Source organism: Streptomyces kurssanovii (assembly GCF_040677245.1).
Lineage (GTDB): Bacteria > Actinomycetota > Actinomycetes > Streptomycetales > Streptomycetaceae > Streptomyces > Streptomyces kurssanovii.
This window is the reverse complement of the sequence record NZ_JBFAQK010000014.1, coordinates 101689-127669: the sequence shown is the minus strand read 5'-3', so window position 1 is coordinate 127669 and position 25981 is coordinate 101689. Positions and strand designations below refer to the sequence as shown.

Here is a 25981-nt window from a genome sequence, read left to right as displayed (position 1 = left end):
GCTCTCCGCTCCTCCTGTCTCCGCGGGGGCCCTTCGGCTCCGACCGCGTCAGCTCTCCGCGCGGGCGTTGAGCTGGTGCAGCAGCCGCGCCAGCTCCGCGACCTCGTGACGGTCCCAGCCGGCCAGCTTGTTGCGGTACCGGTCACGGCGGGCGTCACGCACATGGCGGAACCGGGCCGTTCCTTCTTCCGTGAGCCGCACGAGGGAGGCGCGGCCGTCGGCGGGGTCCGGTTCGCGGGACACCAGGCCCAGTTCCTCGAGGGCCCGCAGCTGCCGGCTCATGGTCGCCTTGCCGACGCCGAAGTAGCCGGCCAGTTCGGTGGCCCGCTGGGCCCCGGCCTCGTCCAGCCGCACGAGGAGCCCGTAGGCGGCGGGCTCGAGCTCGGGGTGGACCTCGCGGGCCATTTCACCGGAGGACGCCCTGGCGCGGCGCAGAAAGACGGCCAACTCCCTCTCGAGCGCAAGGAATTCCTGGTCCACACCACTTCCGCCGTTCGGGCCCGCTCCACCCGCCGTACCGCCTTCGTGCACGTCAGCACCCCTCGCGCGCTTTCCCGGTCGTGAAAGTTTCTTACGGCGGCCGGTATCGCCGCAGCTCCGCCAGTATTTCGCAGGCGTAGACCAACGGCGGCGCCGAGGCCCCCTTCCTACCGCGGGGTCTACGTGCGTAGCGTCCTTCATGGCATGTCCACACCATTCACTCCGCCATGACATGTCGACACATCGTCAGATCCCCCCACCGAGGCCTTCGGAGGCACGCTATGCCCGTGCACAGATCCGGAACGACCGGTCGTCGGCGCCTCGCCGCGGCCGGCACTCTCCTCGCAGTCCTCTCGCTTCTCCTCACGCTCCCCGGCACCGCCACGGCCGACCCCTGGCCCGAGCGCGGCTCCGCCCACATGGGCATGGGCGTCGTCGCCCACGACGGCCAGGGCGGCCCCCCGCGCGACACCCGTGCCGTCCAGACGGAAGGCGTCGACGTCTCCAGCCACCAGGGGAACGTCAACTGGTCGGCTCTGTGGACCAGCGGCGTCAAGTGGGCCTATGTGAAGGCCACCGAGGGCACGTACTACAAGAACACGTACTTCGCGCAGCAGTACAACGGCTCGTACAACATCGGCATGATCCGCGGCGCGTACCACTTCGCCACCCCGAACACCACGACGGGCACCGCCCAGGCGGACTACTTCGTCGACAACGGCGGCGGCTGGTCCCGCGACGGCAAGACCCTTCCCGGTGTCCTCGACATCGAGTGGAACCCGTACGGCGCCGCCTGCTACGGCAAGTCGCAGGCCGGGATGGTCACCTGGATCCGCGACTTCCTGAACCGCTACAAGGCACGCACCGGCCGTGACGCGGTCATCTACACGGCGACCAACTGGTGGACGCAGTGCACCGGCAACTACGCCGGCTTCGGGGCCGCCAACCCGCTGTGGATCGCCCGCTACAACACCACGCCGGGCACCCTCCCGGCCGGCTGGCCCTACTACACGATGTGGCAGTACACCTCGTCCGGGCCGATCGTCGGCGACCACAACAAGTTCAACGGCGCGTACGACCGCGTCCAGGCGCTCGCCAACGGCTGACACCGGCTCACGGTGGCCCGTCCCGCCGCGCCGGTCGTCACGACCAGTGCGCGGGGCGGGTGAACCCGTCGGGCAGCCGGGTGGCCGCGTCGCCCCTGGCCGCGTTGAGCTGCGGCTGGGTGAGGAAGATGCAGCCGGTCAGATCCGCGCCGGACAGATCGGCGTCCCTCAGGTCGGCGCCGATGAGATCGGCCAGCCGCAGATCGGCACCCGTCAGGTCGGCCGCGATCAGATACGCGCCGCGCAGACTGACACCCCGCAGATCGGCGTTCCGCAGCCGGGCGCCCATCAGGTCCGCTCCCCTGCGGTCCTTCTTCTTCCGCCCGGTCCCCGCACCCGCGCGCACCAATTCGCTGGCACGCAGCAGCAGGACGTTGACCTGCTCGCGTTCGGCTCCGACGTCCAGCTTCAGCAGCGCGCCGGGAGCGAGCCGGGTGAGCTCCTCGATGTGCTCCCGGCGCCGGCGCAGCTTCCCGTGGAGCTCACGGGCGGCGTCCAGCGTCAGCGCCTGGGTCACGTACCAGAGCAGTTCGTGCAGCTGCCGCACGACGGGGAAGACGTCGAACATCTGCCGGGCCGTGTCCGGGGCCTCACGCCAGCTCGTCCCGCCGAAGGTGACCTGTGAGACCTGCTGCCCCGCGCCGAAGCAGTCGTAGACGGTGCAGCCCGAATAGCCGCTGTCCCTGAGGCGTGCGTGGATACCGCAGCCGAAGTCGGTACGCAGGTTGGCGCAGGGCTTGCCGGCGTCCTTGCTCACGGCGAAGTCGGCGGAGGCGGTGAAGGGCAGCGCCACGCAGCAGAGTCCGAAGCAGTTCTCGCAGTCGGCACGCAGGGTCTTCATCCCTCCATTGTGCGGGACCTGAGAAGGAGCCCGGTGCGGCGGCCGACGGGCAGGCGGAGGGCCCGGTGGTGGATCACCACCACCGGGCCCTCGGCGCCGAGCGGGTCAGGCCGCCGCGGTCACCGGCAGCTCCGCCGAGGACAGCGCGATCTCCAGCACCTGCCGGACATCGGTCACGGGGTGGATCTCGAGCTTCTCGAGGATCTCCGCCGGGACGTCGTCCAGGTCGGGCTCGTTCCGCTTCGGGATGACGACCGTGGTGATGCCCGCCCGGTGGGCGGCGAGCAGCTTCTGCTTCACACCGCCGATGGGCAGCACCCTGCCGGTGAGTGAGACCTCGCCGGTCATCGCCACGTCCGTACGCACCTGGCGTCCGGAGAGCAGCGACGCGAGCGCCGTGCTCATGGTGATGCCCGCGCTCGGCCCGTCCTTGGGCACCGCGCCCGCCGGGAAGTGGATGTGCACGCCCCGGTCCTTCAGGTCGGCGACCGGCAGCTCCAGTTCGGCGCCGTGCGAGCGCAGGAAGCTCAGCGCGATCTGCGCGGACTCCTTCATCACGTCACCGAGCTGACCGGTCAGGGTCAGTCCGGCCGCGCCGGTCTCCGGGTCGGCGAGCGACGCCTCCACGAACAGGACGTCGCCGCCCGCGCCGGTCACGGCGAGCCCGGTGGCCACACCGGGCACCGCGGTGCGGCGCTCGGCCGGGTCCTGGGCGGACTCGGGCACGTGGTGGGGCCGGCCGATGAGGCCGCGCAGCTCCTCGTGCGTGACGGTGAACGGCAGCTCCCGGTCCCCCAGCTCGTGCTGAGCGGCGACCTTCCGCAGCAGCCGCGCGATGGACCGCTCCAGGTTCCGCACACCGGCCTCACGGGTGTACTCCCCCGCCAGCTTGCGCAGCGCGGAGTCGTCGAGCGTCACCTCGCCCGCCTCGAGTCCCGCCCGCTCGAGCTGACGCGGCACAAGGTGGTCACGGGCGATGACGACCTTCTCGTCCTCCGTGTAGCCGTCCAGGCGCACCAGCTCCATACGGTCGAGCAGCGCCTCCGGGATGGCCTCCAGCACGTTGGCGGTGGCGAGGAAGACGACGTCGCTGAGGTCGAGCTCGACCTCGAGGTAGTGGTCGCGGAAAGTGTGGTTCTGCGCGGGGTCGAGGACCTCGAGCAGGGCCGCGGCGGGGTCGCCGCGGAAGTCGGAGCCGACCTTGTCGATCTCGTCGAGCAGGACGACCGGGTTCATCGAGCCGGCCTCCTTGATCGCACGCACGATCCGGCCGGGCAGCGCGCCGACGTACGTACGCCGGTGGCCGCGGATCTCGGCCTCGTCCCGTACGCCGCCGAGGGCGACACGGACGAACTTGCGCCCCATGGCGTGCGCCACGGACTCGCCGAGGCTGGTCTTTCCGACACCGGGCGGGCCGACGAGCGCGAGAACCGCGCCCCCGCGCCGCCCGCCGACCACGCCCAGCCCCCGCTCGGCGCGCCGCTTGCGCACCGCCAGGTACTCGGTGATCCGCTCCTTCACGTCCTGCAGACCCGCGTGCTCGGCGTCCAGGACGGCCTTGGCGCCCTGGATGTCGTACGAGTCCTCCGTCCGCTCGTTCCACGGCAGTTCGAGGACGGTGTCGAGCCAGGTGCGGATCCAGCTGCCCTCGGGGCTCTGGTCGGAGGCCCGTTCGAGCTTCTCGACCTCCTTGAGCGCGGCTTCCCTGACCTTCTCCGGGAGGTCCGCCGCCTCCACGCGGGCCCGGTAGTCGTCGGACTCGTCCTCGCCGTCCTGGCCGTTGAGCTCGCGCAGCTCCTTGCGCACGGCGTCCAGCTGACGGCGCAGCAGGAACTCACGCTGCTGCTTGTCGACGCCTTCCTGGACGTCCTTGGCGATGGCCTCGGCCACGTCCTGCTCGGCGAGGTGCTCGCGCAGCTGCTCGGTGGCGAGCTTCAGCCGGGCGACCGGGTCACTGGTCTCCAGGAGCTCGATCTTCTGGGCCGTGGTCAGGAAGGGTGAGTAGCCGGAGTTGTCCGCGAGCTGCGAGATGCCGTCGATCTGCTGCACGCGGTCGACGACCTGCCAGGCGCCGCGCTTCTTCAGCCAGTCGGTGGCGAGCGCCTTGTACTCCTTGACCAGTTCGGTCACCGCGCCGGGCAGCGGGTCGGGCACGGTCTCCTCGACCACGGTCCCCTCGACCCACAGCGCCGCGCCCGGTCCGGTCGTGCCGGCGCCGATGCGGACGCGGCCGACGCCGCGGATCAGCGCACCGGGGTCGCCGTCGGAGAGCCGGCCGACCTGCTCGACGGTGCCGAGCACACCGGTCGCGGCGTAGGTGCCGTCGACGCGGGGAACGAGCAGCACCTTCGGCTTGTTGCCGGAGGGCCGGGCGGCAGCCTGGGCGGCCTCGACCGCGGCCCGCACCTCGGTGTCGGACAGGTCGAGCGGCACGACCATGCCGGGCAGCACGACCTCGTCGTCGAGCGGCAGGACGGGCAGTGTGAGCGGTGAGTTCGCCTTGATATCGGCAGCCATGATCTCCCCTTAGGCAGTCAAGTTGAGCTGTACCGACTCAATGGTTATGAGCCCTTGATTGTTCCCCGGCCGCTGTTCGCTCTGAGCGATCGAAGAAATCCGGTGGGAAACAGGACGCGGCGCGGGCGACAGTGACCCGATGGAGAGCAAAGGGCTGAACCCGGACGGGACCATCGCGCGGGAGGGTGCGCTCGCCCGCGTGACTCCGGCCTTCGCGCCGGTGGTGGCCGCCGCCCGCAGGGAGATCGCCGGCCGCTTCGGCGACGGCAGGCTGCACAGCGCCTACCTCTACGGGAGCATTCCGCGCGGCACCGCCGTCCCCGGCGTCTCGGACCTCGACCTGCTGCTGGTCCTGCACACGGAGCCCACGGCCCGGGACCGGACGGACGCCGACGCGGCGGAGGCGGTGCTCGACAGGGACTCCGACGCGATCGACGGTGCCGGCATCCTCCTCGTCGGCATCGGGGCGGCGCTCCGCGAAGCGGAGCGGTACGACCTGGGCTTCTTCCTCTCCTGCCTCTGCACCCCGCTGATCGGCGAGGACCTCGCCGCCCGCCTTCCCGCCCAGTACCCCACGTCGCTGCTGGCCCGCGAGACCAACGGAGACCTGGATCTCGCACTGCCGCGCTGGCGCGCCCGGCTGCGGGACGCCGCGACCGACGCCGACCGGCGCACGCTGTGCCGGGTGGCCGCGCGGCGGCTCGTACGGTCGGGTTTCACACTGGTCATGCCCCGCTGGGGCGGCTGGACCAGCGATCTGGAGACGTCGGCGGAGCTGTTCGCCGGCCATTACCCGCGGCGGGCCGCCCAGATGCGGCTTGCCGCCGCGGCCGCCCGCGCGCCGACGCCGGACGAGGCGGTGATCCGCACGCTCGTCGACGAACTGGGCCCGTGGCTGGCCACGGAGTACACGGCGGTGCACGGGACCAAGGCGGCCCGGCCGGCGCCGTGAAGTGACCGTGATCCACGTCACCCCGGAATCAGGTCGCGATCGCCCATCCCCGCAGTATGTAATGGTCACAAGCACGCTGCATCTATTACCTACTCGCTCGAGGAGTTCCCGGATGCCCTTCCGGTCGACCACAGAAATCGTCCACGCATGGGTCCACGGCTGGGTCGTCTCGCGCGGCGCGGCGGACCCCGTGCCCAGACCCTGGGGCTTCACGGTGGACGTCGGCCAGGTCAAGAGCGCCACCCGCCACGTCCTCACCGCGGACGACGAGGCCACCGTGCGCAAGGTCGCCGCGGAGGTGGCCGCGCCGACGGTCTGGCTGAAGGTCTTCGCCGATCCCGACCGCGTCCTCGAATGGGCCGGCCCCGAGTGGGCCGTCGACGAGCCCGGCTGGCTGATGTCCACCGAGCTGCGCCGCACCCCGACCACCGTGCCCGCCGGCTACACCTTGAGGACCTGGACGCGCGGCGGTGTCGTGCGGGCCCTGGTCGTGGCGCCTGACGGTTCGTTCGCGGCGCGCGCCCAGGTCGCCCCGACGGGGCACACGGCCGTGGTCGACCAGGTGGAGACCGCGCCCGAGCACCGCCGCAAGGGCCTCGGCCGGCTGGTGATGCACACGCTCCACAACGCCGCCCTCGACCACGGGGCCCGGGTCGGCGTGCTGGGCGGCACACCGGACGGCCGGGCGCTCTACGAGTCCCTGGGCTGGCGCACCCATGCCCCGCTGGTCAGCCTGTACCACCGGCCGGCCTGAGCGCGCCCCGCGCACTCCGCACGGGCCGTCACCCTGGCCGCCCTAATCGGTTTGTCCCCTTCACCGGGGCCCGGCCAGGATGGGGCCCGATCCGTGTCGTCCCGCACAGCCGCCCGGAGGTCGAGAGCCATGCCGTTCCCCGCCACAGACACCCCTGTCACCCTCGACCGACGGGAGGGATCCTGTGGCGAGGTCGTGCTGCGCAGGCGCGGGTCCGGTGAAGACCCGGTGTACGAGATCATCGCGAACGGCTGCTTCCTGATGAACACCTCCGACGGCAGGTCGGAGCGGCTGCTGGTCGATGCCGCGCGCCGGGCGATCGGCACCGGGAACGTGGCCCCCCGGGTCCTCATCGGCGGCCTCGGGGTCGGCTTCTCGCTCGCCCGCGCCGCCGCCGACCCGTCCTGGCGGCGGATCGCCGTGGTGGAGCGGGAGCAGGCCGTCATCGACTGGCACCGCGCCGGCCCGCTCGCCGCGATCTCCGGCGACGCCCTCGGTGACCCGCGCTGCGTGATCCTTCACACGGATCTCGTCGCATACCTCCGCTCGACCACGGACCGTTACGACGCTCTGTGCCTGGACATCGACAACGGGCCCGACTGGACCGTCACCGAGGACAACGGGGATCTCTATTCGCCGTCCGGACTCGCCGCGTGCAAAGGCGCGTTGGACCCCGGCGGGGTGCTGGCCGTATGGTCCGCGAAGCCGTCCACCAGCTTCGAGGACGCGTTGCGGAATGCCGGGTTCACTGGGGTAAGGACCGAAGAGATCCGCCTTGCCCGGGCCGTACCGGACGTGGTCCATCTCGGCGTTCGCCCTGCGTAGCCGGGACGCCGTCGCTGCCTTTACGCTGCTGGACTACACACGGGATCTACCTTCGAACCGGATCCACATGCAGCTCGCAGAGAACGCGTACAAGGGCGGGGCGATGGAGCAGACACACACCACGCAAAACGGCGTCGCGGCCACACCCGGGGCCCAGCGCCGGGTGCTGGTGGTCGAGGACGACGCCACGATCGTCGACGCCATCGCCGCACGGCTGCGGGCGGAGGGCTTCCTGGTGCAGACGGCACTGGACGGCCCTGCCGCCGTCGACGCCGCGGACGCCTGGCAACCGGACCTGATGGTCCTCGACGTCATGCTGCCCGGCTTCGACGGGCTGGAGGTCTGCCGCCGGGTGCAGGCGCAGCGGCCCGTTCCGGTGCTGATGCTCACGGCCCGTGACGACGAGACAGACATGCTCGTCGGGCTCGGCGTCGGCGCCGACGACTACATGACCAAGCCGTTCTCCATGCGGGAGCTCGCGGCCAGGGTGCACGTGCTGCTGCGCCGCGTGGAGCGGGCGGCCCTCGCCGCGGTGACACCGCGCAGCGGCATCCTGCGCCTCGGCGAACTGGAGATCGACCACGCTCAGCGGCGCGTACGGGTCCGGGCGGAGGACGTGCATCTGACGCCCACCGAGTTCGACCTGCTGGTGTGCCTCGCCAACACGCCCCGCGCCGTCCTCTCCCGTGAGCAGCTGCTCGCCGAGGTGTGGGACTGGGCGGACGCCTCCGGGACCCGCACGGTCGACAGCCACATCAAGGCGCTGCGCCGCAAGATCGGCGCCGAGCGCATCCGCACCGTCCACGGGGTCGGATACGCGCTGGAGACGCCGGCGCCATGAAACGGCGGGGGCCGGGCGGTGGACCGGGCAGGCGGCTGAGTACCGCGTCCATCACGATATCGATCAAGACCAAGCTCAGCACGCTCGTCGTGGTCTCGGTCTTCATCACCACCGGTCTGATGCTGATGGCGTTCCACAGCAAGACCGAGGTGCGTTTCATCACGGTCTTCACGATCATCGCGACCCTGCTGATCACGCAGTTCGTGGCGCACGGCCTGACCGCCCCGCTGGACGAGATGAACACCGTCGCCAAGGGCATATCCCACGGCGACTACACCCGCCGGGTGCGCGGCGCCGACCGCCGGGACGAGCTCGGCGACCTCGCCTCCACGATCAACCGCATGGCCGACGACCTCGAGGCCGTGGACCGGCACCGCAAGGAGCTGGTCGCCAACGTCTCGCACGAGCTGCGCACCCCCATCGCCGCCCTGCGCGCCGTTCTGGAGAACGTCGTCGACGGTGTCTCCGCGGCCGACCCGGAGACGATGCGCACCGCGCTGAAGCAGACGGAACGCCTCGGCCGGCTGGTCGAGACACTGCTCGACCTGTCCCGGCTCGACAACGGCGTGCTGCCGCTGAAGGCCCGGCGCTTCGAGGTGTGGCCCTATCTGTCCGGGGTGCTGAAGGAGGCCAATCTCGCCTCCTCGCGGCGCAACCTCGCCTCCGGCTCCGGCCATCACACCCGCACCGACGTCCATCTCCACCTGGACGTGTCACCGCCGGACCTGACCGCGCACGCGGACGCCGAGCGGCTGCACCAGGTGGTGGCGAACCTCATCGACAACGCCGTGAAGCACTCACCGCCGCACGGCAGGGTGACGGTACGGGCCCGGCGCGGTCCGCATCCCGAGTCGCTCGACCTCGAGGTGCTGGACGAGGGTCCGGGCATCCCGGAGCAGGAGCGTCACCGGGTCTTCGAGCGTTTCAACCGGGGCCGTGTCCCCTCACCGCACGGACCGGGCAGCGACGGCGGTACGGGCCTGGGGCTCGCGATCGCGCGCTGGGCGGTCGATCTGCACGGTGGCCGCATCGGGGTGGCCGAATCCGCACACGGCTGCCGCATCCAGGTCACTCTTCCGGGCCTCAGGCAGGCACGCCCTTGACGTAGGGTTCGAACCGGAAGTGCAGATTCTCCGTGTAAGTGTTCGGTACACGGGAAGCCGATGTGCACAGCTGCGGAAAGCAGCCGGTCAGCACGTCGCCGGGCATCCGTCAGGGTGCGGGCCAGGGGCCCGTAGCCGCCGACAGGCATACCCCCACGCGACCGAACCATGCTTGTTTCCCGCCATTAACAGCCCCGAAACGCGCCGTTCGGTGTGACTTGCGCGACGTTGACCGGCCCGGTCTGCACCTCCCGGCCAGGGAGGCGTAGCCTTTATTTCCGCTGTCCATCACCTTGTGAAGCGGAAGAGGGCGGTTCTCGCCGTGTCGTCTCAGTCCCCCAGTAACTCGAGCATCTCGACCGACCAAGCCGGGCAGGGTCAGAACCCTGCCGCCGCCTTCGGTGCCAATGAGTGGCTCGTCGACGAGATCTACCAGCAGTACCTCCAGGACCCGAATTCGGTCGACCGTGCCTGGTGGGACTTCTTCGCCGACTACAAGCCGGGAGCGGCCGCCACGGCGGACACCCCCGCCGCCGGCGCGAAGCAGACTCAGAGCGACGCGGCCGCGGCCGCACCCGCCCCGGCCGCCGCCGCTCCGGCCCGGCCCGCGGCCCCGGCGCAGCCCGCGCCGGCCGCCCCGGCCCCGGCTCCCGCCGCTCAGGCCCCGGCTCCCGCCAAGGCGGCCCCCGCGGCCGCCCCGGCGAAGCCCGCCGCCAAGCCGGCGCCGGCCGCGAAGGCCGACGGCACGCAGGCCGGCGGTCCCGAGTTCGTGACGCTGCGCGGCCCGGCCGCCGCGGTCGCGAAGAACATGAACGCCTCGCTGGAGCTGCCCACGGCCACGTCCGTGCGCGCGGTGCCGGTGAAGCTGCTCTTCGACAACCGCATCGTCATCAACAACCACCTCAAGCGCGCCCGTGGCGGGAAGATCTCCTTCACGCACCTCATCGGGTACGCGATGGTGCAGGCCATCAAGGCCATGCCGTCGATGAACTGGTCCTTCGCGGAGAAGGACGGCAAGCCGACCCTGGTCAAGCCGGACCACGTCAACTTCGGTCTGGCCATCGACCTGGTGAAGCCGAACGGCGACCGCCAGCTGGTCGTCGCGGGCATCAAGAAGGCCGAGACGCTGAACTTCTTCGAGTTCTGGCAGGCCTACGAGGACATCGTCCGGCGCGCCCGCACCAACAAGCTGACGATGGACGACTTCACCGGCGTCACCGTCTCGCTGACCAACCCCGGCGGGCTCGGCACCGTCCACTCCGTGCCGCGTCTGATGCCCGGACAGTCGGTCATCATGGGCGTCGGCTCCATGGACTACCCGGCCGAGTTCCAGGGCACTTCGCAGGACACCCTGAACAAGCTGGGCATCTCCAAGGTGATGACCCTCACCTCGACGTACGACCACCGCGTCATCCAGGGCGCCGCCTCGGGCGAGTTCCTGCGGATCGTCGCCAACTTCCTCCTCGGCGAGGAGGGGTTCTACGACGAGATCTTCGAGTCGCTGCGCATCCCCTACGAGCCGGTCCGCTGGCTCAAGGACATCGACGCCTCGCACGACGACGACGTCACCAAGGCCGCGCGGGTCTTCGAGCTGATCCACTCCTACCGGGTCCGCGGCCATGTCATGGCCGACACCGACCCGCTGGAGTACCGCCAGCGCAAGCACCCCGATCTCGACATCACCGAGCACGGGCTCACCCTGTGGGACCTGGAGCGCGAGTTCGCCGTCGGCGGCTTCGCCGGCAAGTCGATGATGAAGCTGCGCGACATCCTGGGCGTGCTGCGTGAGTCGTACTGCCGCACCACCGGCATCGAGTTCATGCACATCCAGGACCCGAAGCAGCGCAAGTGGCTGCAGGACCGGGTCGAGCGCGCCGCCACCAAGCCGGAGCGCGAGGAGCAGCTGCGCATCCTGCGCCGGCTGAACGCCGCGGAGGCCTTCGAGACCTTCCTGCAGACCAAGTACGTCGGCCAGAAGCGCTTCTCGCTCGAGGGCGGAGAGTCCGTCATCCCGCTGCTCGACGCGGTCATCGACTCGGCCGCCGAGTCGCGCCTCGACGAGGTCGTCATCGGCATGGCCCACCGCGGCCGGCTGAACGTGCTGGCGAACATCGTCGGCAAGTCGTACGCCCAGATCTTCCGCGAGTTCGAGGGCAACCTCGACCCGAAGTCGATGCACGGCTCCGGCGACGTGAAGTACCACCTGGGCGCCGAGGGCACCTTCACCGGTCTCGACGGCGAGCAGATCAAGGTCTCCCTCGTCGCCAACCCCTCCCACCTGGAGGCCGTCGACCCGGTCCTCGAGGGTGTCGCCCGCGCCAAGCAGGACGTCATCAACAAGGGCGGCACGGACTTCACCGTCCTGCCGATCGCGCTGCACGGTGACGCGGCCTTCGCGGGCCAGGGTGTCGTCGCGGAGACGCTCAACATGTCGCAGCTGCGCGGCTACCGCACCGGCGGCACGGTCCACGTCGTCATCAACAACCAGGTCGGCTTCACCGCCGCCCCGGAGTCCTCGCGTTCCTCGATGTACGCGACCGACGTGGCCCGCATGATCGAGGCGCCGATCTTCCATGTGAACGGCGACGACCCGGAGGCCGTGGTCCGCGTCGCGCGGCTCGCCTTCGAGTTCCGCCAGGCGTTCAACAAGGACGTCGTGATCGACCTCATCTGCTACCGCCGCCGCGGTCACAACGAGGGCGACAACCCGCAGTTCACCAACCCGCAGATGTACAACCTGATCGACAAGAAGCGCTCGGTGCGCAAGCTCTACACCGAGTCGCTCATCGGTCGCGGCGACATCACGCTGGAAGAGGCCGAGCAGGCGCTCCAGGACTTCCAGGGCCAGCTGGAGAAGGTGTTCGCGGAGGTCCGCGAGGCCACCAGCCACCCGGCCCCGGCCCATGTCCCGGACGTCGAGGCCGAGTTCCCGGTCGCGGTCACGACGGCGGTCTCCCAGGAGGTCGTCAAGCGGATCGCCGAGTCCCAGGTCAACATCCCCGACAACATCACCGTGCACCCGCGGCTCATGCCGCAGATGCAGCGCCGCGCGGCGTCCGTCGAGGACGGCACGATCGACTGGGGCATGGGCGAGACCCTCGCCATCGGCTCGCTGCTGATGGAGGGCACCCCGGTCCGTCTCTCCGGCCAGGACACCCGCCGCGGCACCTTCGGCCAGCGCCACGCGGTGCTGGTGGACCAGGAGACCGGCGAGGACTACACCCCGCTGCTCTACCTGTCCGAGGACCAGGCCCGCTACAACGTCTACGACTCGCTGCTCAGCGAGTACGCGGCGATGGGCTTCGAGTACGGCTACTCGCTGGCCCGCCCGGACGCGCTGGTCATGTGGGAGGCCCAGTTCGGTGACTTCGTCAACGGCGCGCAGACCGTCGTCGACGAGTTCATCTCCTCCGCCGAGCAGAAGTGGGGCCAGCACTCCGGCGTCACGCTGCTCCTGCCGCACGGCTACGAGGGCCAGGGCCCGGACCACAGCTCCGCGCGTCCCGAGCGCTTCCTGCAGATGTGCGCGCAGGACAACATGACGGTCGCGATGCCGACCCTGCCGTCGAACTACTTCCACCTGCTGCGCTGGCAGGTCCACAACCCGCACCACAAGCCGCTGATCGTCTTCACCCCGAAGTCGATGCTGCGTCTGAAGGCCGCGGCGTCCAAGGTGGAGGAGTTCACCACCGGCGGCTTCCGCCCGGTGATCGGCGACGACTCGGTCGACCCGAACGCCGTCCGCAAGGTCGTCTTCTGCTCCGGCAAGGTCTACTACGACCTGGAGGCCGAGCGTCAGAAGCGCGGCGTCACGGATACGGCGATCATCCGCCTCGAGCGTCTGTACCCGCTGCCGGGTGCGGAGGTCCAGGCCGAGATCGCCAAGTACCCGAACGCCGAGAAGTACCTGTGGACGCAGGAGGAGCCGGCGAACCAGGGTGCCTGGCCGTTCATCGCGCTCAACCTGATCGACCACCTCGACCTGGCCGTCGGCGCGGACATCCCGCACGGCGAGCGTCTGCGCCGCATCTCGCGCCCGCACAGCTCGTCCCCGGCGGTGGGCTCGGCGAAGCGCCACCAGGCGGAGCAGCAGCAGTTGGTCAACGAGGTCTTCGACGCGTAACCCGCAGCCCGGCTGCCTCGACGAATGCCCGGCCCGGCCCCGCGAACACCTCGCGGGGCCGGGCCATATTCTGTTCGTATGTACTTCACCGATCGCGGTATCGAGGAGCTGGAGAAGCGGCGCGGCGAGGAGGAGGTCACCTTCGAGTGGCTCGCCGAGCAGCTTCGGACCTTCGTCGACCTCAACCCGGACTTCGAGGTCCCCGTCGAACGCCTCGCCACGTGGCTGGCACGCCTGGACGACGAGGACGACGAGGAGTAGCGGTCCGCCGCGCGGGCTCGCCCCCGCGCCGTCCGTCTCCCGGGCCGGGGAGGGTCGCGCGGCCTGTCAGGACCGCAGCCGCTCCCGTACCGGCGGCATCAGCCCGTGCACGATGAGCACCGCCCCGGCCGCCGCCCATCCCCCGCTGCGCCGTCGCGCCCCGAGCGCCACCAGTGCCAGCCCCGCCGCCAGCTGGACCGCGCCCGCCGCGCGGAGCCAGGAGGCACGCGGCCTCGCCGCCGGCTCGGGCAGGTCGGCGGCGTCGGTCTCCTCGACGGCCGCCGCGTGGGCGGCGGTACGGAGGGCGTCCGCCGGGGCGCCGGGCACCAGGCCGGTGGGGAGGACGAGGCCGTGGCGGCTGAGCACGGCCGTCAGGCCGACCAGTCTCGCCCTCGCGTCGGACGCGGCGTCGGGGACCGTCAGCGGCTCCAGGGCCTGGAGGTCGAGGACCGGGTCGAGCCCGAGCCGTGCGGCGAAGGTCCGCATCGCCTCGTCCTCGCCGACCGGGGTGCCGTCGGCGAGCCAGATGTACCCGACCGGGCGGCGGAAGCCGGAGGCCATGACGAACCCGGCCCCGTCGCCGTCCCACCAGAGCGCCAGGACGGGACGGCCGGTGCCGATCGACAGTGCGGCCGCCCAGCCGCCGAGCACCGCGTCGACCGCCTCGCCGCCCTCCCGCCAAGGGCTGCCCTCAGGGACGAGCACGCTCCATTCCTGCCCGGCGGGAGCGAGGACCATCGGTTCGCGCAGCAGGTGGGCCGGGAGCCGGACGGCCGCCGGTTCGGCACGGCAGAGCAGCAGCGCTCCCGCTGGTGTCGCGTTCATGCGCCCCACGCTAGGGCAGTTCGCCCCGTAATCGTCGCCAATGCGGCGCGTCGCCCCGCCTGGAGGCCGCCCGAGCACGGTGCGCTCGCGCTTGACATCACCCCACCGCGATATATCGTGTTGCCATCTAGACGCGATATGTTGCGTCGTGGCCGGCCCCGGGAGGTCAGCACCATGGCAGAGACGACGTGGGAAGTCGCCGAGCCCCAGAAGCTCACCTTCGACGACCCCTTGACGACGCTCAATGTGCGCGTCGTCAACGGGACGGTCAACGTCGTGGGCACGGACGAGAGTTCCACCCGCCTCGAGGTCTCCGAGATCGAGGGCCCGCCCCTCGTCGTGACCAGGAACGGGTCCACCCTGACCATCGCCTACGAGGACCTGCCCTGGAAGGGATTCCTCGAGTGGCTCGACCGCAAGGGCCACCGCCGCAGCGCCGTCGTGTCGATCGCGGTTCCCGCCGCGACGACCGTCGAGGTCGGCGTCGTCGGCGCGGGCGCGGTCGTCTCCGGCGTCCGGGGCACGACGGTGGTGCGCGGCGTCAGCGGCGACACCACCCTGGTGGGACTGTCGGGCGCCGTCCGCGCCGACACCGTCACCGGAAACCTCGAGGCCCAGTCCGTCACCGGCGACCTGCGCTACAACTCCGTCTCCGGTGACCTGACCGTGATCGACGGCGCGGGCGCCGGGGTGAAGGCCGACTCGGTCAGCGGCGACATGGTGATCGACCTCGACCCGGGCGGAAAGCCCGCGGACATCCGGCTGGCCACGATCTCCGGCGAGATCGCGGTCCGGCTGCCGCACCCGGCGGACGCCCGGGTCGACGCGAACACCGCCGGCGGCGCGATCTCCAACGCCTTCGACACCCTGCGGGTCAGCGGCCAGTGGGGCGCCAAGCGGATCACCGGAACCCTGGGCGCGGGCACCGGGACGCTCAAGGCGACCACCGTGTCCGGTTCCATCGCCCTGCTCCGCCGGCCTCCGGCGGAGGAAGGCCCCTACGAGGAAACACCCGCGGACGCCCCGAGTGGGAAGGTGGTCTGACATGCCCCCCGTCTTCGCCCACGGTCGGCTCCGTCTCTATCTGCTGAAGCTGCTCGACGAGGCGCCGCGCCACGGCTACGAGGTCATCCGCCTGCTCGAGGAGCGCTTCCAGGGGCTGTACGCACCGAGCGCCGGCACCGTCTACCCGCGGCTGGCCAAGCTGGAGGCCGAGGGGCTCGTCACCCACGCCACCGAGGGCGGCCGCAAGGTCTACTCGATCACCGATGCCGGCCGGGCGGAACTGGCCGGACGCAGCGGCGAACTGGCCGACCTCGAGCTGGAGATCCGCGACTCGGTCTCCGAACTGGCCGCCGAGATCCGCGACGACGTCCGCGGCGCGGCGGGCAAGCTGCGCAGCGACATGCGCGCGGCGGCGACCCGGACCCGCAAGACCGGCCCCGGCAAGGGCGAATGGAGCCCCGGCCGTGGCGACTTCGGCAACCTCGGGGATCTGGGCGACCTCGCGGACAGCGAGTCGTGGCGGGTCGCGAAGGAGGAGCTGAAGCGCGCCAGGCAGGAGTGGAAGGAGCAGGCGCGCCGCGCGAAGGACGAGTCGCGCCGGGCCCGCGAGGACGCCCAGCAGGCCCGCCGGCAGGCGCAGGAGGCGCAGGAGACCGCCCGCGCCGAGATGCAGCGGATCGCCCGGCAGGTGCAGGAGCAGGTCCAGGACCACTTCGCCCGCGGCGACTGGCCGACCGGCGTACGCGAGGGTCTGTCGGAGCTGACCGGTCAGCTCGGCGGACTGGCGCGGGGCACGGCCTGGCCACCGTTCGTCAAGCCGGAACCCGCGGGCGCGGACCCGGACTGGGCGAAGGACACCGTGGACCCGAAGGACTCGGCCGATCCCGCCCGTGACCTGGAGCGGCTGCTCGACCGCTTCCGGGACGACGTACGGGACGCGGCACGCGACCACGGTGTGACGGTGGAGCAACTGGGCGAGGCCCGCCGCCATCTGTCGACGGCGGCGGCCCACATCGTCGCTCTGCTGCGCAGCGGCAAGGACTGACCGGCCCAGGGCCGGGCGGTGGTGCGGCCGGGTCAACCGGCCCGCGCCGCGCCGCCGTCCGTCCCGCCGAACATCGCCCGCTCCAGCGCGCCGTAGGTCACCCCGTGTTCGGCGAGGACCTCCGCGACGACGCCGCGGCCCGAGGCGAGGGCCAGCAGGATGTGCTCCGCGCCGATGGTCCGGTCCCGCCGGCCCAGCGCGATCCGCAGCGACTTCTCCAGGGCCGACTTCGCCTCCCGGGTGAAGGCGCGGTGGCCCGACCACCAGCGCCGGTCCTTGCGGTCGCCGGCCAGCGCGCCGGCCCCGTGGGTCTCCTCGACCCTGGCGACGATCGCGCCGACGTCGATGCCCAGTCCGGCCAGGGCCTCCTCGTCCGCCTTGGTCATGCCGCCGCGCCGGCGCACGTCGGCCAGGGACGCCTCGAGGTCGGCCCGCCGGTCCATGACGCCGAGGGCCGTGAACGCGAAGTCGGTGCGTGAGCCGCCGAGGTCCAGCAGGGAAAGGAGCAGGTGCTCCTCGGTGACCGTGGACGAATCGGCCCGTTCCGCGCATGCGGTGGCGCCGATCACCACCGCACGGGCGTCCTTGGTGAAGCGCTCGAACATCACAGCCTCCCGTGCTTCTTGTGGACCGCCTGGCGGCTGACACCCAGCTCCGCCGCGATCTCCTGCCACGACCAGCCCTGGTTGCGGGCGCTTCTGACCTGTACGGCTTCCAGCTGCTCCAGCAGCCGCCGCAGCGCGGCCACCGCCCGCAGCCCGACGCGCGGATCGCGGTCGCCCGCACGCTCGGCGAGTTCTGTTGCTTCGGTCATGCCTGTCAACCTACATTGACAGGGCGGGAGTGTCAACCATGGTTGACATCAGGGGCAGGGATGCTTCTCCGGCCCCCAGACGTCGCGCACGTCACCGCGCGCCACCGTCCCGCACAGCAGCACCGTCCGCGATCCCTTCGCGCCGCCCTGCTCCACCGCCGTCAGCTTCTTCTCCGTCAGCCGGCCGCCGCCGGCCGCCCCGTGCGCCTCGATCCGTCCGGTGGCCCCGTCGAAGCCCCCGCCGCCGAGCCCCTGGTAGAGCACCGCCTGAAGCAGACCGCGGTCGAGTCGCTCGTCGTTGCCGCCCGTTCCACGCCATGCCTGGTCGACGCCCTCCGCCAGATAGCGCATCGCGTCCCAGGCGAGCGCCACATGGGCGTCCTGCCGCATCCCGCCGGTGCGGGCGCCGTGGTCGTCCGCGTAGGTGCGGTCGTACGCAGAGAGAAAGGCAGCGGCCTCGCCGCTCGCCCCGGACAGGGCAGGCGCCCTGCCGTGCGAGACGTAGTACAGCGTCAGCCCGGCGAAGACCTCCCACGGACGGTGCTCCTCCGTCAGCGCGTTGGTGACGTCGTCCCCACCGAGCACAGCGACCTTCGGGCAGTCGCGCGAGTCGCGCGCCAGCTCCCCCAGGAACAGCTGCAAGTGGCTGCCCCGCCCCGCCCACACCACCGCCGTGCGCGGCTCGGCCGCCACCGCACGGCAGACCTCCCGCGCCAGATCCTCCATGGCCTGGACCGAGGGCCCCACCGGGCCGCCCGGTACCGGCGAGGGCTCGGGCGCGTCCGTCGGCGTGTAGAGCAGCATGTCGGTGCGTCCGTCGCCGTACGCCGACCGGAACGCCGTCGCCAGGCTCGCGCTGTACGCGTCCGAGGGGTCGGCGATCAGCCGCACCCGCACCGCGGTCCGGCCGTCCACCATCGCGGCGTGCTCGGCGAAGGAGGCCATCACCTGGCCGGCCCGGGCGTCCGTCGGCGCCGTCTGGTAGTAATGCTCGCCCTGGCGGAGCAGTTCGTCGGCGGTGCCGGAGGTGCCGACCATCGGCAGGCCCGCCTCGCCGAGGATGCCCATCGCCTCGTACGTGCGCCGCCTGCTCTGGCCGAAACCGACGACCCCGACGATCGAACGGTCCTTCTCCGCGAGGTCGACGATCCGCCGGGCCACCGCCGGGGCGTCCTTGAACCGGTCGCCCGCGTTCGCGGCGAGCACCCGCAGCGGCACCCGCTCACCGGTGCGCAGCGCCTGCGCGTTCACATACGCCTGCGCGAGTGCGAGGCCGCGCAGTTCGGCGAGCGTGCCGCCGCGCACCGGGTCCTCCGCGTCCTTGCCGCCGCTGAGCGGCCCGAAGTACACGACGGTCCGCGAGCGGGGGCGCGGGTCGTCGGCGTCCCGGCCGGAGAGCTCCTGCTCCACCTGCTCGTTCTGCTGCTCTATGCGCTGCAGCACGTCCCGTACGGCCCGCTCGCTGTCACCCGTGCCGAACGACGCGGCGCCCTCCGCGACACCGACGCACTGCCCGTCCGTGCCGAGGAAGGTGGAGCCCAGGCACGGGTCGGGCCCGACGGTCGTGAACGGCACACCGACGAGCAGCCCGGCGGCGACCACGAGGGCGAGCACCCCGGCGCCGAGCGCGCCGGCCACCTCCACGCCCGGCCCCCAGCGGTGCGTGGGCGGGGCGAGCGTCGGCCAGCGGCCGAGCCAATAGGTGGCGGCCTGGTCGTCCTCCGGCCCCTCCTCGACGGGGACCACCATGCCCGAGGGGCGGCCGGGCGGGGTGCCGCGCTGGGCGATGTTGGCCAGGTCAGCCCCGGCGGCGGACAGCCCGGGGACCTCGATGTCGGGGATCCGGCTGGCGAGGGTGCGCACCCCGGCGGCCACGGCCACCACCGAGGTGCACCTCAGGTCCTCCATCGCCGAGCGCAGTTCCCTCAGGAAACGCTGGATGCGCGACTCGGCGGGGCCTGCCTCCTCCACCAGGAGCACGAAGCGGCTGACCCGGCGCCGCCGCCACGGGTCGAAGGCCCGTTTACGCCCGGCGGCCTCCAGGTCGGCGAGCAGCGCGTGCACCAGGATCCGGTCGAGCTGCTCGGGGTCGCCCTCCGGGCCGCCTCCCACCAGGTCGAGGGCGGAGCGGAAGAACTCGGAGGGCGGGGTGCCCTGCTGCTGCCGCACCCACTCCGCGTACCACCGGCGGCCGCCGGACCGCCCGCGGCCCAGCATCCGGCGGTTGGCCCGGCGGCCGTAGAGAGCCCGCGGCAGCCGCTGGAACAGCGGTCCGGCGATGAAGTTCCACAGCAGCTCGAGCAGCGTGCCGCCGTTGGCCTGGTCCCTGCCTCCCAGCCACCACAGGCCACGGGCGAGCCCGGAGACCTCTCGGTGCTGGGCGTAGCAGTGGTCGAGCAGCTCCCCGGGACGCCGTTCCATCAGGCCGCCGGCGGCGGGCGCGCAGACGACGGCGCGCAGCAGCCGGTAGGAGGGCAGCCGCAGCCGCCCGGTGCCCGGCGGCATCGAGGCGTCGAGCTGGAAGGCGATCTGCTCGAACAGGTCGAGCGGCGGCTCCGCCGGGTCGGCCGGCGCCGCCGGAACGCAGGCGTGCGGGGCGAGCCGCCCCTCACGGCCGCGTAACCGGGTGCGCAGCCCGGCGACGATCCGGCGGCCGGCCTGCCCGTCGCCCGGCTCGCTCAGGAGCACGACGGGCACCCGGCTGCGGCTGCGCCGCGGCTGGACGACGAGCTTGTCGAAGGCGTCGACGAAGCGTTCGACGCCCGGGTACGCCGGAATCCGGCTCTGCTGATCCCCCGTTGACACGTTTGTCCTCCCCCTTCACGCGCGACCGCGTGGTGTCAGAGCTCGTGCCCCGCATCAGACGGCCGCAATCGTCACGGGCGGCCCTCCCCGGCGGACCGGAGGGCCGCGTACGGTGGGCCGCGTGATCGACTTCCGTACAGACGCTCCCGTCGCGGGCAGCCTCGATGTCCGCTGGCACGCCGGCGGCCCGGTGCCCGGGGACGACACCGCGCCCGCGATCCAGGTCCACGCGTACAGCGAGCACACGCTGATCCTGCGTCAGAACAAGTCGGTGCACTTCGAGGCGCCGTTCCTCTACCTGCTGTTCGGGAACGAACGGGCGCTGCTGCTGGACACCGGCGCGACCGCCGACCCCGCCACGATGCCCCTGCGTGCCACGGTCGACGCGCTGATCGGACAATGGCTCGGCCGGCACCCGCGGAAGCGGTACGGGCTGGTCGTCGCCCACACCCACGGGCACGGCGACCACATCGCGGGCGACGCGCAGTTCGCGGACCGTGCGCACACCGAGGTCGTGGGACCGTCCCTCGACGCGGTGACGGCGTACTTCGGCTTCGATCAGTGGCCGCTGCGCCCCACGGAACTGGATCTCGGCGGCCGGGTACTGGACCTGCTGCCAGGACCCGGTCACGAGGAGGCCGCCGTCGTCTTCCACGACCGGCACACCGGTCTGCTGCTGACGGGCGACTCGCTCTACCCGGGCCGGCTCTACGTCAGGGACGTCCCCGCGTTCGCCGCCACGGTCGACCGGCTGCTGGCCTTCTGCGCGACGAATCCGGTGACCCATGTCCTCGGCTGTCACATCGAGATGACCCGCACCCCGGACGAGGACTATCCGCGCGGTACGACCCACCAGCCGGACGAGCCGCCGCTCGAGCTGACGACCGCCCATCTGCGCCGGCTGCGCGACGCGCTCGCCCGCCGTCAGGGACCGTGCGGCGACTTCATCGTGGTCTACGAGGACCGACGCCGACCGTGACGTGCTCGCCCGGCCGGGCGTGGATCCGTACCGTGGCCGTCCGGCCGGCCGGGACCGTGCGGACCCGCGGCCCGGCAGGGCCGGTCACCTCGATCCGCCAGCCGCTCGCGCCGGGCGGCACGGAGACCTCGGTGACGCCGCGCGACGAGCGGTACTCCAGCCGGTACGTCCCGCTGTCCGGTGCGTACCCCTCGGCCGTCACCCTGCCCGCCACGGCCGGCGCGTAGGGGGCGGCGGTCTGCTCCTTGTTGGTGCGGAAGCGGCCCTCCGCGTCGACCGCGCAGTATCCGCCCCCGTAGCACCAGACGTAACCGGCCCAGCCGGAGCTGTAACGGTTGAGGGAGGCGAGTGCCTCCCGGTAGAAGCGGCCCATGTTCGGCAGGGCGTTGTTGAGCGGGCCCCACTCGCCGACCACGACGGGCATCCGGTACCGCGCGGGGTACTCGGTCACGGCGCGCTCGTACGCCTCGATCCAGCCCGCCGACGGGTCGTGGTCGGCGCCCGCCTCCATGGCGGTGTTGTAGAAGTGCGGGGCGTAGACCGTCCTCGGATCGTCGATCCGGCCCAGGCCGGTCGGCACGCCTTCTCCGACGATCGGCGTCGGCTCGACGAACAGCCAGGTGTCCGGGTCCACGGAACGGACCGCGTCCGCGATCCGGTTGTACATCGGCGTGAGCTGCTCGGCCTCGATACGGCGGGCGGCCGTCGGCAGGTCCTCGCCCTCCCGGACCTCACCCATCGGCTCGTTGATCAGGTCGTAGCCGATGACGGCGGGGTGGTCCGCGAACCGGTCGGCCAGCACCCGCCACATCCCGGCCTGGGCGCCGCGCAGATCGGGGTCCTCGTAGAGGTGGGTGAACGCGCGCTGCACGGCGGGCTCGAAGTACTCGGCGAACCAGTCGTCGGGGTGCGGTGTGAACGGCAGCCCGTCCGTCCTGGTCGCCCACTCGGGGGTGCCGCGGTGGCCGAAGGCCGGGCCGAAGACGTCCTGGTGGGCGTCGATCAGCACATGGACGCGGTGCGTGTGCGCCCAGTCCAGCACCTGGTCGATCTTGCGCAGGTACCGCTCGCTGTATCTGCCCCGCTCGGGCTCGAGGTCGTCCCAGAAGACCAGCAGCCTGGCGAAGTTGAAGCCCTGGGCGCGCAGGTCGCGGAAGTGCCGCTCGGTGATCGCGGACAGGGCGGCCTCGCCCCGGTGGGTCTTGTCCTCGACGTTCCAGCCGCGCAGGGTGAGGACCCGGCCGCGGTCGTCGGTCAGCCGCGGGATGCCGTCCGGCGCGGCGCCGGTCGCTGTGCCGCCTGCCCGGGCCGGCGCGGCGCAGAGCAGCAGGAGCGTGGAGACGAGGACGGCGAGCAGTCGGCGGTACATGGGGAACCTCCGGCACGGTCGTGGACCAGTGCCGGAGATCCCATCAGCAGAACTGACGGACCATCAAGAGTTCGTCAGGACAATCTTTCCGAACAGTTCACCGGTGGCCATCTTCTCGAAACCGTCCCTGGCCCGGTCCAGCGGCAGCACCTCGTCGATGACCGGCCGCACACCCGTGGCCGCGCAGAACGAGAGCAGGTCCTCCAGCTCGTCCTTGGAGCCCATCGTCGAGCCGACGACCTTCAGCTCGAGGAAGAAGATCCGGGTGAGCTCGGCGTGCGCGGGCCGGTCACCGCTCGTCGCCCCGGAGATCACCAGGGTGCCGCCGGGCCGCAGCGACTTGACCGAGTGGGACCAGGTCGCGGCCCCGACCGTCTCGATGACGGCGTCCACCCGGCGCGGCAGCCGGGCACCCGGCTCGTACGCCTCCTCGGCCCCGAGCTCGACGGCGCGCTTGCGCTTGGCCTCGTCGCGGCTGGTGGCGTACACCCGCAGGCCCGCGGCCTTGCCGAGCACGATCGCGGCGGTGGCCACGCCGCCGCCCGCGCCCTGCACCAGGACCGAATCGCCGGGACGCACACCGGCGTTGGTGAAGAGCATCCGGTAGGCGGTGAGCCAGGCGGTCGGCAGGCAGGCGGCCTGCTCGAAGGTGAGCTCCTTCGGCTTCGGCAGCACGTTCCAGGCGGGCACGCTGACCTGCTCGGCGAAGGTGCCCTGATAGCGCTCGGTGAGGATGGAACGGGGCTCGTCGGGGCCGACACCGTGGCCGCTCTGCCCGATGACGGAGTGGAGGACGACCTCGTTCCCGTCCTCGTCGACGCCGGCGGCGTCGCAGCCGAGGATCATCGGCAGCTTGTCCTCCGCGAGACCGACCCCGCGCAGCGACCACAGGTCGTGGTGGTTGAGGGAAGCGGCCTTGACGGTCACGGTCGTCCAGCCGGGACGGGCCTGAGGTGCCGGGCGTTCGCCCAGTTCAAGGCCGTTGAGCGGCTGGTCGCGGTCGATGCGGGCGGCGTAGGCGGCGAACATGACCTTGAGAGTAGGGCGGGCCGGTGCGTGGCGGAACCACGCACCGGTGTGACACGCGTCCCGCTACTCCCGCCGCCACTGGGCCGGCGAGTGCTTCGTCGCCGGGTCCTCGTACGAACCGGTGCTGCCCCGGTCGACGTGGAAGCTCGTCAGCGTGGTGACGGGCGACGCCGGGTCCCGGCGGTCCGCGATCACCCTCATGTGGGCGCTGAACCGCTCCGGAGTCACCTCGTACACGTCGTAGCCGTAGCGGTTGCCCTCGAAGTACTTCAGGTGCGGGTTGGCCGCGCCCATCAGCGGGCCGTTCGTCCGGTTCCAGTCCGCCGAGTAGGCCCCCGAGGTGACGGAGTGCGCGGTGAACTCCGTGCCCACGACCGGGGACGCGGGATCGTCGAAGTCGGTCCTGATGTCGTCGACGAACGCGGAGTGCCAGTCGCCGGTGATGACGACGAGGTCCTCGAGGCCGCTGTTGTGCACATGGCCCAGCACCTCCTTGCGCTCCGCGAGGAAGCCGTCCCACTGATCGGTGAACATGTACGGGCCGCCCGGCCGGCCCCTCAGCTGGCTGAGCATGATCGAGTTCGCCCAGACGTGCCACGCGTCGGGCGCCCGGTCGATGCCCCGCTTCAGCCAGGCCTTCTGCCCCTCGCCGAGGATCGTGCCGTCGGGAAGGTTCTGCCCGGAGCGGTACGAACGCAGGTCGAGCACCGTCAGTTCCAGCAGGTCGCCCCAGCGGCGGACACGGTGGATCTCCGGATCGGGCAGCGCGAAGGCGCCGTCGTCGCGGTGCGGCTGGTGCTCGTACCAGGCCTGGTACGCGGCTGCCTTGCGCTGCATGAACGGCGCGCCGCCGCCGGTCCCCGAGTAGTCGTTCACCACTTCGTGGTCGTCCCAGGTCAGGAACCACGGGTGAGCCGCGTGCGCTTCGCGCAGGGACGCGTCGCCCTTGTAGAGGGCGTGGCGGCGGCGGTAGTCGGCGACGGTGAAGACCGACGGGCCCTCGTGGTCGCGGACGTGGTCCGCGGGGACACCGCCGACCTGGCCGTGCTCGTAGATGTAGTCACCGAGGTGGACCACGAAGTCGACGTCCTCGCGGGCGATTCCGCGGTGGGCGGCGTAGAACCCGTCGTGGAACGCCTGGCAGTTGGCGGCGGCGAACCTGACCCGGCGGACGCCTCCGGCCGGCGCGGTGCGGGTGCGGCCGATCCGGCTGGTCCTGCCCAGGGCCTTGAACGCGTACCAGTAGCGGGTGTCCGGGCGCAGCCCCGGGACGGGCACATGGACGCTGTGGCCGAGGGTCGCGGAGGCCGGGGCCGTGCCGTGGGCCACCACCTGGCGAAGTGTCCGGTCCAGGGCCACGGTCCATTCGACCTCGACGACCTCGGGCAGGGGCTGCTCGGCGGCCAGAGGTTCCGGCGCGAGCCGGGTCCACAGCAGGACGCTGTTCGGGAGCGGGTCACCGGAGGCGACCCCGAGGGTGAACGGCGCCGGGTCGTAGTCGGCGCCGAGCGCCTCCGCCGCCTCTCGGGCCTGGGCCGGCGACAGCCCGGCGCTCAGCGGCCACGCCAGGTTGAGGGCGCCCGCGGCGGCCGCCGCCTTGAGCAGATTCCGTCGGTCGGTCCTGGTCATGCGCGTCCCCCCGTGCGCGTGGCCCCGGCCGTGGCCGTCAGGCCGAGCGAGATCCCGTCGGCGTACCCGTCGTTGGACGTCCCGCTGCCGCTGCGGGTGAGGACGAGCAGCAGGCGTGCGCTGCGGGCGCCGGGCGGCACGGCGGCGGACGCGGTGCGCTCCAGCAGGCCGGTGCGTGCACCGCGGTCCGCGGCGGTCACGGGTCCGAGCACGCTCAGCGCCACGGGCGTGCCCTTCGCGTCGCGGAACTCGACGGAGAGCCTGGCGCCGTCCTCCTGTGCGGCGTATCCGCCGAGCCAGGCGGTCAGCGTGTACCGGACCCGGCTCGCGTCGACGGCGGCCCGGCCGGTCGCACCGGTGCGGGGCAGTTCGACGTCCTGCACGAGGGCGGTACGGGGGGACTCGCCGCCGCTGAAGAACCGGGAGCCGCGGCGGACCGGCCCGGGATCGGCGGGGGTCGGATAGCCGGCGCCGACGTTGTACCCGACGAGCGCCGGGGCGCCCTGCGCGACGACCCAGCCCGTCACGCTGCCGACGGGCTCGGCGCTCCCTCCCGGCCCGCTCTCGGCATCGCCGTTGACGACCAGATTCACAGGGGCCTCCTGGGTGACGTGTACCGGCCGCCGACGCGGACCGCCGAGCATCACAGCAGCACCGGATGAACCCCGGAAGACCCCC

The 25981-nt window shown here is 71.9% G+C and carries 22 protein-coding genes; 11 read left to right on the top strand and 11 right to left on the bottom strand.

Going from position 1 to position 25981, the window contains the following annotated elements; genetic code table 11:
- Positions 1–48: 48 nt before the first annotated feature.
- Positions 49–531, bottom strand: a complete 483-nt coding sequence (locus AB0K36_RS13535) for a MarR family winged helix-turn-helix transcriptional regulator (protein WP_364592686.1) — start codon at positions 529–531, stop codon at positions 49–51.
- A 230-nt stretch (positions 532–761) separates the two neighbouring features.
- Here AB0K36_RS13535 and AB0K36_RS13530 point away from each other — a divergent pair, with 230 nt between their 5' ends.
- Entirely contained in the window at positions 762–1586 is an 825-nt protein-coding gene (locus AB0K36_RS13530) for a lysozyme (RefSeq protein ID WP_364592683.1), read from the top strand.
- Between the two features lie 37 nt (positions 1587–1623).
- Here AB0K36_RS13530 and AB0K36_RS13525 read toward each other — a convergent pair whose 3' ends face one another.
- On the bottom strand, positions 1624–2427 hold the full coding sequence (locus tag AB0K36_RS13525; protein WP_364592680.1) for a pentapeptide repeat-containing protein: 804 nt from the start codon (positions 2425–2427) through the stop codon (positions 1624–1626).
- A 105-nt stretch (positions 2428–2532) separates the two neighbouring features.
- Positions 2533–4944: an endopeptidase La gene (lon, locus tag AB0K36_RS13520; protein ID WP_364592677.1), complete on the bottom strand. Its 2412-nt coding sequence runs from the start codon at positions 4942–4944 to the stop codon at positions 2533–2535.
- A gap of 139 nt (positions 4945–5083) precedes the next feature.
- On the opposite strand from lon, the gene AB0K36_RS13515 reads away from it, so the two are divergent.
- From AB0K36_RS13515 to AB0K36_RS13485, 7 genes are all read left to right on the top strand, one after another.
- Positions 5084–5896: a nucleotidyltransferase domain-containing protein gene (locus AB0K36_RS13515; RefSeq protein WP_364592674.1), complete on the top strand. Its 813-nt coding sequence runs from the start codon at positions 5084–5086 to the stop codon at positions 5894–5896.
- 112 nt (positions 5897–6008) lie between these two features.
- Positions 6009–6650: a GNAT family N-acetyltransferase gene (locus tag AB0K36_RS13510; protein ID WP_364592671.1), complete on the top strand. Its 642-nt coding sequence runs from the start codon at positions 6009–6011 to the stop codon at positions 6648–6650.
- 129 nt (positions 6651–6779) lie between these two features.
- The gene (locus tag AB0K36_RS13505; protein WP_364592668.1) at positions 6780–7475 is read left to right on the top strand and encodes a spermine/spermidine synthase domain-containing protein; all 696 of its coding nucleotides are present in this window, start codon (positions 6780–6782) and stop codon (positions 7473–7475) included.
- Between the two features lie 103 nt (positions 7476–7578).
- Positions 7579–8316, top strand: a complete 738-nt coding sequence (locus tag AB0K36_RS13500; RefSeq protein WP_037776309.1) for a response regulator transcription factor — start codon at positions 7579–7581, stop codon at positions 8314–8316.
- Positions 8313–9419, top strand: coding sequence for a HAMP domain-containing sensor histidine kinase (locus AB0K36_RS13495; RefSeq protein WP_364592665.1), 1107 nt, complete (start codon positions 8313–8315; stop codon positions 9417–9419). The genes AB0K36_RS13500 and AB0K36_RS13495 overlap by 4 nt, the downstream gene beginning before the upstream one ends.
- A 322-nt stretch (positions 9420–9741) precedes the next feature.
- Complete coding sequence (locus tag AB0K36_RS13490; protein WP_364592662.1) at positions 9742–13542, top strand: multifunctional oxoglutarate decarboxylase/oxoglutarate dehydrogenase thiamine pyrophosphate-binding subunit/dihydrolipoyllysine-residue succinyltransferase subunit; 3801 nt, start codon at positions 9742–9744, stop codon at positions 13540–13542.
- Between the two features lie 78 nt (positions 13543–13620).
- A complete protein-coding gene (locus AB0K36_RS13485; protein ID WP_005312030.1) occupies positions 13621–13803 on the top strand; it encodes a DUF6104 family protein in 183 nt (60 codons plus the stop codon).
- A 66-nt stretch (positions 13804–13869) separates the two neighbouring features.
- On the opposite strand, the gene AB0K36_RS13480 is transcribed toward AB0K36_RS13485, so the two are convergent.
- Positions 13870–14628: a hypothetical protein gene (locus AB0K36_RS13480; protein WP_364592659.1), complete on the bottom strand. Its 759-nt coding sequence runs from the start codon at positions 14626–14628 to the stop codon at positions 13870–13872.
- Between the two features lie 174 nt (positions 14629–14802).
- On the opposite strand from AB0K36_RS13480, the gene AB0K36_RS13475 reads away from it, so the two are divergent.
- The gene (locus tag AB0K36_RS13475; protein WP_364592656.1) at positions 14803–15672 is read left to right on the top strand and encodes a DUF4097 family beta strand repeat-containing protein; all 870 of its coding nucleotides are present in this window, start codon (positions 14803–14805) and stop codon (positions 15670–15672) included.
- Between the two features lies 1 nt (position 15673).
- Positions 15674–16678: a PadR family transcriptional regulator gene (locus AB0K36_RS13470; RefSeq protein ID WP_364592654.1), complete on the top strand. Its 1005-nt coding sequence runs from the start codon at positions 15674–15676 to the stop codon at positions 16676–16678.
- Positions 16679–16710: 32 nt separating this feature from the next.
- Here the strand turns inward: AB0K36_RS13470 and AB0K36_RS13465 are convergent, their stop codons facing one another.
- From AB0K36_RS13465 to AB0K36_RS13455, 3 genes are read right to left on the bottom strand one after another with little or no spacing between them, the layout of a single operon-like run.
- The gene (locus AB0K36_RS13465) at positions 16711–17283 is read right to left on the bottom strand and encodes a Clp protease N-terminal domain-containing protein (protein WP_364592651.1); all 573 of its coding nucleotides are present in this window, start codon (positions 17281–17283) and stop codon (positions 16711–16713) included.
- Positions 17283–17492 carry a helix-turn-helix domain-containing protein gene (locus AB0K36_RS13460; protein WP_159687353.1) on the bottom strand — a complete coding sequence of 70 codons (210 nt, stop codon included), beginning with the start codon at positions 17490–17492 and terminating at the stop codon, positions 17283–17285. Before AB0K36_RS13460 ends, AB0K36_RS13465 begins: the two co-directional genes overlap by 1 nt.
- A gap of 48 nt (positions 17493–17540) precedes the next feature.
- Positions 17541–20297: a type 1 periplasmic-binding domain-containing protein gene (locus AB0K36_RS13455; RefSeq protein ID WP_364592648.1), complete on the bottom strand. Its 2757-nt coding sequence runs from the start codon at positions 20295–20297 to the stop codon at positions 17541–17543.
- A gap of 121 nt (positions 20298–20418) precedes the next feature.
- On the opposite strand from AB0K36_RS13455, the gene AB0K36_RS13450 reads away from it, so the two are divergent.
- The gene (locus AB0K36_RS13450) at positions 20419–21276 is read left to right on the top strand and encodes an MBL fold metallo-hydrolase (protein ID WP_364592645.1); all 858 of its coding nucleotides are present in this window, start codon (positions 20419–20421) and stop codon (positions 21274–21276) included.
- On the opposite strand, the gene AB0K36_RS13445 is transcribed toward AB0K36_RS13450, so the two are convergent.
- The 4 genes from AB0K36_RS13445 to AB0K36_RS13430 form a co-directional block, all read right to left on the bottom strand.
- Positions 21242–22645, bottom strand: a complete 1404-nt coding sequence (locus tag AB0K36_RS13445) for a cellulase family glycosylhydrolase (protein WP_364592642.1) — start codon at positions 22643–22645, stop codon at positions 21242–21244. The genes AB0K36_RS13450 and AB0K36_RS13445 overlap by 35 nt on opposite strands.
- Positions 22646–22708: 63 nt before the next feature.
- A complete protein-coding gene (locus AB0K36_RS13440) occupies positions 22709–23674 on the bottom strand; it encodes a zinc-binding dehydrogenase (RefSeq protein WP_364592639.1) in 966 nt (321 codons plus the stop codon).
- 63 nt (positions 23675–23737) lie between these two features.
- Complete coding sequence (locus AB0K36_RS13435; RefSeq protein ID WP_364592636.1) at positions 23738–25303, bottom strand: alkaline phosphatase D family protein; 1566 nt, start codon at positions 25301–25303, stop codon at positions 23738–23740.
- Positions 25300–25896: a phosphoesterase gene (locus AB0K36_RS13430; protein WP_364592633.1), complete on the bottom strand. Its 597-nt coding sequence runs from the start codon at positions 25894–25896 to the stop codon at positions 25300–25302. The genes AB0K36_RS13435 and AB0K36_RS13430 overlap by 4 nt, the downstream gene beginning before the upstream one ends.
- Positions 25897–25981: the final 85 nt, after the last annotated feature.

Coding starts and splice junctions, on each gene's coding strand:
- AB0K36_RS13530 (WP_364592683.1), top strand. CDS start 762: ATGCCCGTGCACAGATCCGGAACGACCGGTCGTCGGCGCCTCGCCGCG.
- AB0K36_RS13525 (WP_364592680.1), bottom strand. CDS start 2,427: ATGAAGACCCTGCGTGCCGACTGCGAGAACTGCTTCGGACTCTGCTGC.
- lon (WP_364592677.1), bottom strand. CDS start 4,944: ATGGCTGCCGATATCAAGGCGAACTCACCGCTCACACTGCCCGTCCTG.
- AB0K36_RS13515 (WP_364592674.1), top strand. CDS start 5,084: ATGGAGAGCAAAGGGCTGAACCCGGACGGGACCATCGCGCGGGAGGGT.
- AB0K36_RS13510 (WP_364592671.1), top strand. CDS start 6,009: ATGCCCTTCCGGTCGACCACAGAAATCGTCCACGCATGGGTCCACGGC.
- AB0K36_RS13505 (WP_364592668.1), top strand. CDS start 6,780: ATGCCGTTCCCCGCCACAGACACCCCTGTCACCCTCGACCGACGGGAG.
- AB0K36_RS13500 (WP_037776309.1), top strand. CDS start 7,579: ATGGAGCAGACACACACCACGCAAAACGGCGTCGCGGCCACACCCGGG.
- AB0K36_RS13495 (WP_364592665.1), top strand. CDS start 8,313: ATGAAACGGCGGGGGCCGGGCGGTGGACCGGGCAGGCGGCTGAGTACC.
- AB0K36_RS13485 (WP_005312030.1), top strand. CDS start 13,621: ATGTACTTCACCGATCGCGGTATCGAGGAGCTGGAGAAGCGGCGCGGC.
- AB0K36_RS13480 (WP_364592659.1), bottom strand. CDS start 14,628: ATGAACGCGACACCAGCGGGAGCGCTGCTGCTCTGCCGTGCCGAACCG.
- AB0K36_RS13475 (WP_364592656.1), top strand. CDS start 14,803: ATGGCAGAGACGACGTGGGAAGTCGCCGAGCCCCAGAAGCTCACCTTC.
- AB0K36_RS13470 (WP_364592654.1), top strand. CDS start 15,674: ATGCCCCCCGTCTTCGCCCACGGTCGGCTCCGTCTCTATCTGCTGAAG.
- AB0K36_RS13465 (WP_364592651.1), bottom strand. CDS start 17,283: ATGTTCGAGCGCTTCACCAAGGACGCCCGTGCGGTGGTGATCGGCGCC.
- AB0K36_RS13460 (WP_159687353.1), bottom strand. CDS start 17,492: ATGACCGAAGCAACAGAACTCGCCGAGCGTGCGGGCGACCGCGATCCG.
- AB0K36_RS13445 (WP_364592642.1), bottom strand. CDS start 22,645: ATGTACCGCCGACTGCTCGCCGTCCTCGTCTCCACGCTCCTGCTGCTC.
- AB0K36_RS13440 (WP_364592639.1), bottom strand. CDS start 23,674: ATGTTCGCCGCCTACGCCGCCCGCATCGACCGCGACCAGCCGCTCAAC.
- AB0K36_RS13435 (WP_364592636.1), bottom strand. CDS start 25,303: ATGACCAGGACCGACCGACGGAATCTGCTCAAGGCGGCGGCCGCCGCG.